At 72.7% G+C, this 6,332-nt stretch carries 2 protein-coding genes; both read left to right on the top strand.

The features are described 5' to 3' along the window. Positions 1 to 464 precede the first annotated feature (464 nt). Complete coding sequence (locus LCE31_RS10395) at positions 465 to 1,313, top strand: bifunctional methylenetetrahydrofolate dehydrogenase/methenyltetrahydrofolate cyclohydrolase (RefSeq protein ID WP_225013882.1); 849 nt, start codon at positions 465 to 467, stop codon at positions 1,311 to 1,313. An 865-nt stretch (positions 1,314 to 2,178) separates the two neighbouring features. Then, positions 2,179 to 6,090, top strand: a complete 3,912-nt coding sequence (locus LCE31_RS10390; protein ID WP_225013881.1) for a Kelch repeat-containing protein — start codon at positions 2,179 to 2,181, stop codon at positions 6,088 to 6,090. The last annotated feature ends 242 nt before the right edge of the window (positions 6,091 to 6,332 follow it).

Below are 6,332 nucleotides of genomic sequence, written 5' to 3'. Positions count from 1 at the left end.
TGGGCGGGGGGGGCGGGGGGGGGGCCGGGGGGGGCCCCCGGGGGGGCGGGGGCCCCCCCGGGGGGCGGGGGCGGGGGGGGCGCCCCCCGCCCCCCGGCGGGGGGCCCGGCGGGGGGCCTCCGTGGCACCGGTCAGCACCGTCGTAGGCCCGGAACGCGGCAGTTTTCCGAGGCGACCTGGGCCGCCGGGGCGGCGGTCACTGGGCAGGCATGCCGTTCGCCGCTTCCCCTGGGCCCCCAGGGCCGACCGGGAGGCTCCGAAAGGCGATATATTTACTAGGTCTACTTTTCGGCGGGAAGGATGGCTGAGTGATCGTGGGGCGAACGTCGATCCGCGGCCGTCAGCAGCCAACGGTGCCCCTGTGGCGCCCCTGCCCGGCCGCTCGCGCAGGGTGGGCGGCCCGGACCGGGTGCCAGACTGTCGTATTGCCCTGAGATCCCAGAGACATGTGAGGTATTCCGACCATGACCACCGCGACTCTTCTGGACGGCAAGGCCGCAGCAGCCGAGATCAAGAGCGAACTGGCCGGTCGCGTCGAGGCCCTGAAGCGTCGCGGGACAGCTCCGGGTCTCGGCACGATCCTCGTGGGTGACGACCCCGCCAGCTCCACCTACGTCCGTGGCAAGCACCGCGACTGCGCCCAGGTCGGGATCGCCTCGATCCGCGTCGAGCTGCCGGAGTCGGCCTCGCAGGAGGACGTCGAGGCGGCCGTTGTACGGCTGAACGAAGACCCGGCGTGCACCGGCTTCATCGTCCAGCTGCCACTGCCCGCCCACATCGACACGCACGCCGTGCTCGAACTCATCGACCCTGCGAAGGACGCCGACGGGCTCCACCCCGCCAACCTCGGGCGGCTGGTGCTGGGCATTCCGGCCGCACTCCCGTGCACCCCGCGCGGCATCATCGATCTGCTGCGCCGCAACCAAGTCCCGATCACCGGGCGGCAGTTCTGCGTGATCGGCTGCGGAATCACCGTGGGCCGGCCGCTCGGCCTGATGCTGACACGCAGCACCGAGCACGCCACCGTCACGCTGTGCCACGAGGCCACACAGGACGTCGCGGCACACACCCGGGTCGCCGATGTGGTGGTGGCCGCGGCCGGGGTGGCCCATCTGGTCAGGCCGGACTGGATCAAGCCTGGGGCCACCGTGCTTTCTGTGGGCCTGACCCGGACCGTGGAGGGCGTTCTGGGCGACGTCCACCCCGATGTGGCCCAGGTCGCGGGAACCATGTCCCCGCCGGTCGGCGGCGTCGGCCCGATGACCCGGGCCATGCTCCTGACCAACCTCGTAGAAGCGGCGGAGCGCGACTGACGGGGAGCGCCGCCCCACCTGCTCCTACCTCTCCCAGCAGCGCATACTCCGCTGCGTAGCCACTCGGACGCGCAGTGGTGTCATTCGCCCCGAGGATGCGGTCCGCGCCCGGACACAGTGCCTTGGTGTCGGGGTGAACGCGCCGTGAACGGGCTGCCGGCCGGGGCAGGGGAGTGGCACGCGAGGCGCGCGGGCCGGGCGCGCTCGTCGCCGTGCTCGGACGGGACGGGGATGGTGGCGGGGGCCACGGGTCACGTCGTGGCCGTGGAGCGTACGAGGTCCGGCCGGTCGCGTGAATTCGGGTCGGCGCCCCCGTGCGGCGGCGGGGGAGTGGCCTGCTTCCGACCGCGGGGGCCCCCCCCCCCCCCGGGGGGGGGGGTTGGGGGGGGGGGGGGGGGCCCACCCCCCCCGCCCCCCCCCCCCCCCCCCCCCCCCCCCCCCAACCCCCCGCGGGGGGGACCCCGGGGGGGGCGCGCCCGGCGCGCGGCCGGGCTGCTGTCCGCGGCCCCCCGGCGGGGGGGGGGGGGGGGGGCGCGGGCGCCCCCCCCCGCCGCCCCCCCCCCCCCCCCCCGGCCCCCCCCCCCCCCGGCGTGACTGCGCGAACAGGCCCAGGGCCGCCCCGACAGCCGCGGAGCCCGCGCGATACCGCCGGGACGGTGACCGCGCGGGCTGCGAGGCCTCGCCGCGTGGGGACTCCTCGCGCGCCCGGCCCGGTTGTCCGGGAATCTCCCTCGCCCCATTGACATGGATCGGTCACAACCTTCACCATTCGCGCGTATGCCCGATGTCTTCGTGGCGTGCGGTCCTGCCTTCCGACGAGTACTCACAGGAGCAGTTGGTGCGCAGACAGAGAAGTTCGGGCCCCTTGACGGGCCGAAAGGGGCCGGGCGCGCTGGCGCTGCTCGGCGTGGCCGTGCTCACGGCGATGGGTTTACAGGCACCGGCGGCATCCGCGCATCAGGCGCCCCTGGCATCCGCGAACCAGGTGCCTGCGGCATCCGCGAGCGGCAGCGGCGAGGCATCGTACAAACCCGTGTGCGATACGCCGGAACCGGGCCAGTTCGCCTGCTTCGCGCTGCGCCGCACCGACGTGCCCGCGGCCCGCGGTCTGCGCGCCACCGCCGCACCCGCCGGGTACGGCCCCGCCGACCTCCAGAGCGCCTACAACCTCCCCGCGGACGGGGGCGCGGGCCAGACCGTAGCGATCGTCGACGCCTACGACGACCCCACGGCGGAAGCCGATCTCGCCCTCTACCGCGAGCAGTTCGGGCTGCCGGCGTGCACCTCCGCCGACGGCTGCTTCACCAAGGTCGACCAGCGCGGCGGCACCGACTACCCGCAGCCGAGCACCGACTGGGCGGGAGAGATATCCCTCGACCTCGACATGGTCTCCGCGGCGGCTCCCCACGCACACATCCTCCTCGTCGAGGGTGACGACCCGAGCGGTGACAATCTCGGCGCCGCCGTCGACACCGCGGTGGCACACGGCGCCAAGTACGTCTCCAACTCCTACGGCACCGACTACCGCGGCGGCCCCGGCAGTGGTGAGGACCCGTCGGAGACGACCTCACTCGACGCCCACTACAACCACGCGGGCGTCGCGGTCGTCGCCTCCACGGGCGATTACGCCTACGGTGTCGCGTACCCGGCGGCCTCCCCGTACGTCACCTCGGTCGGCGGCACCTTGCTGAGCCGCGACGGCGACAGCGCACGCGGCTGGTCCGAGGCGGCCTGGGCGGACGCGGGCTCCGGATGCTCCCTCTACGAGCCCAAACCGGCCTTCCAGCAGGACACCGGCTGCGCCCACCGTGCCGTCGCCGACGTCTCCGCGGTCGCGGACCCGGCCACGGGCGTCGCCGTCTACCAGACCTACGGCAACACCGGCTGGTCGGTCTACGGCGGCACCAGCGCGTCGGCGCCGATCATCGCGTCGGTGTACGCGGACGCGGCCACCCCCGTCGCGGGCACGTACCCCAACGCCTACCCGTACGCCGACCGAGCCGGACTCAACGACGTCACCTCCGGCAGCAACGGCAGTTGCGACCCCACCTACCTGTGCCGTGCCGCCGACGGCTACGACGGTCCCACCGGCCTCGGCACCCCGAACGGCCTGGAGTCCTTCCGCACCGGTCCGCACGGCCGGCTGTCCGGAACGCTCAGAGACCGCACCACGGGCAAACCCGTCGCCGGTGCCACGCTCTCCTCCGGAACCGACGCCGCCCACACCGACGCCGAAGGCCACTACACCCTGGCCCTGCCGGCCGGCAGCCACGACGTCACCGCCACCGCCTTCGGATATGCCACCCGCACCCTGAAGAACGTCGCGATCGCCGACGGCGCCTCCGTCACCCGGAACATCGCCGTCACCCGGGTGCCGAGCGAGACCGTCTCGGGCAGGGTCACCGACGGTTCCGGCCACGGCTGGCCGCTCTACGCCAGGATCGGTGTCGCAGGCGACCCCAACGCGGTGTGGACCGACCCCGCCACCGGTGCCTACAAAGTGACCCTGCCGCGCGACGCCGACTTCACCCTCGACGTGGCGGCCGTGGCGCCCGGATACCGCGCCCTGACCAAGAAGATCCACGTCGGTACGAGGGCGCTCACCGCCGACCTCCGGCTGACCGCCGATCCATGGGCCGCCACCGCCCCGGGCTACGCCGTACACCTGAGCGGAAAGACCGAGACCTTCGACTCCACCACTGCCCCGCCCTCCGGCTGGACGGTCACCAAAGCCCCCGGGACCGTGGGCGGATGGGAGTTCGACGACCCGGCCGGTGAGGGCAACAGCACTGGCGGCAAGGGCGCGTTCGCCATCGTGGACAGCACCTATTACGGCTGGGACGCGAGCCAGGACTCCGAACTGATCAGCCCCGTGTACGACTTCACGGGCAAGACCAGCCCCGAGCTCGCCTTCGACATGATGTACACCTACAACCCGGCGCGGATGCACCTCGGCGTACAGGCCTCCGACGACGGCGGGGCCACCTGGTCGACGGTCTGGTCCCCCGACGACAGCGAGTACTACGCCGGCCCCACCCCGGTGGTCGTGCCCCTGACCGCCTACGCGAACGACCCCTCCGTGCAGCTGCGGTTCCACTACGCGTCAACGGGCGCCTGGTACTGGGGCGTCGACGACGTCTTCGTCGGCCAGCGCGACTTCACCCCCACCCCCGGCGGCCTGGTCGTCGGCACCGTGAAGGACGCCAACACCGGTCTGCCCGCGACGGCCGCCACCGTCACCGACGGCAGCGACCCCGCCGTACACACCCAGACGGTGGCCACCCCCGACGACCCGACACTGGACGACGGGTACTTCTCGCTGTTCACCCCGGGGCCCGGCAGGCACACCCTCACCGCGGCCAAGAGCAACTACACCGACCAGTCGAAGGCGTTGACCGTACGGGCGGATCACACCACCCCAGCCACGTACTCCCTGAAGGCCGGCCGGTTCACCCTGGCACCCGGCGCCCTCGACGCCACCACGGCGTCCGGCAAGCACCTCACGAAGAAGCTGAAGATCACCAACACCGGAACGGCGAAGGGCACCTTGACACTGGGGGAGCAGGCCGACTCCTCGCTCCCCGACGCCGCCAGGGGCGCGCCCCTGCGACGTGTCAAGGGCGCCTACCCGCTCGGCCGCGTGCCCGCCGCGGCACACGCGGGCTCGACACCGGCAGGGCACGCGGCGCCGACCCCGGTCAACACCTGGCAGAGCGCGCCCGGTCTGCCGACGGCCACCATGGACAACATCGCCGACAGCCATCGGGGCAAGCTCTACTCCGGCTTCGGCGATCCCGGGATCTCCATCAACGGCACAGGTGACAGCAACGAGTTGTACGTCCTCGACCCGGGCGCCGACACGTGGAAGCAACTCACCGACGCCACCGACGCCCGCGAGGCGCCGGGCCACGGCTTCATCGGCGACAAGCTCTACGTCGCCGGCGGCTGGTCCGGCCCCGAGCTGAACCCTGACCCGAAGCTGGAGGTGTACGACAGCAGCACCGACACGTGGTCGACCGGCGCCCCCGACCCGCGGCCCCACGCGGGTTCCGGCTCCGCCGTGCTCGACGGCAAGCTCTACCTGGTCGGCGGCTGCGACGTGGACTGCGGCGTCTCCGACGTCACCGTGTACGACCCGGCGAGCGACACCTGGAGCCAGGCCGCCGACTACCCCGAGCCCGTCTCCTGGGCCTCCTGCGCGTCCGTCGACGGCAAGCTCTACTGCGCCGGCGGCGCGACCAACGCAGGAAACATCGCCCACACATATGTCTACGACCCGGCGTCCGACACCTGGACGCGACTCGCGGACATGCCCGTTCCGCTGTGGGGCTCGGCGTACGCGGCGGCGAACGGTCTGCTGGTCGTCTCGGGCGGCGTGAACAACGACGTCCTGAGCAACCAGAGCTTCGCCTACGACCCGGGCAAGGGCACGTGGACCGCTCTGCCCAACGCCTCCACGGCCACGTACCGCGGCGGCGGTGCTCTCGGCTTCTACAAGGTCGGCGGCGGGACCGGTGGACTGGCCGTCACTTCCGTGGTCGAGAACCTGCCAGGCTTCGCGGTCGACCCGGCCTCCGACGTCCCCTGGCTGAAGGAGAGCACGCACCGCCTCACCCTGAGGCCGGGGGCGAGCACCACCGTGACCGTCACCCTGGACGGGAACCTGACGACCGGTCCGGGCGACTACCGGGCCCGGCTCGACTTCGGCACGGACACACCGTACGCACTGCCGTCGGTCGGGGTGACCCTCCATGTCACATCACCACGACACCCGTAGAGGGGTTCCGCGACCCAGCGCCTTGAGCACAGCGCGTGCCGGGGGCCCGTCACGCGGTGCGAGAAGGAGGTTTCCAGTGGAGTGTGCATACGGCCGCCGAACAGGTGGAGGAACACGATCGCTCGCCATCGGCGCGGCCGGAGGACCGAACGGGTGAATGCGGGCGACGGGCATTGTGAGGTGGCTCCCCCGGGAGGCTAATGGATGCCGGGCAGGGTCCGTCCTGCTGATCTTCTGAGGGA

The sequence above is a fragment of the Streptomyces sp. 8L genome, from assembly GCF_020176795.1.
GTDB lineage: Bacteria > Actinomycetota > Actinomycetes > Streptomycetales > Streptomycetaceae > Streptomyces.
This window is presented reverse-complemented; position numbering and strand designations above follow the sequence as displayed.

Coding starts and splice junctions, on each gene's coding strand:
- LCE31_RS10395 (WP_225013882.1), top strand. CDS start 465: ATGACCACCGCGACTCTTCTGGACGGCAAGGCCGCAGCAGCCGAGATC.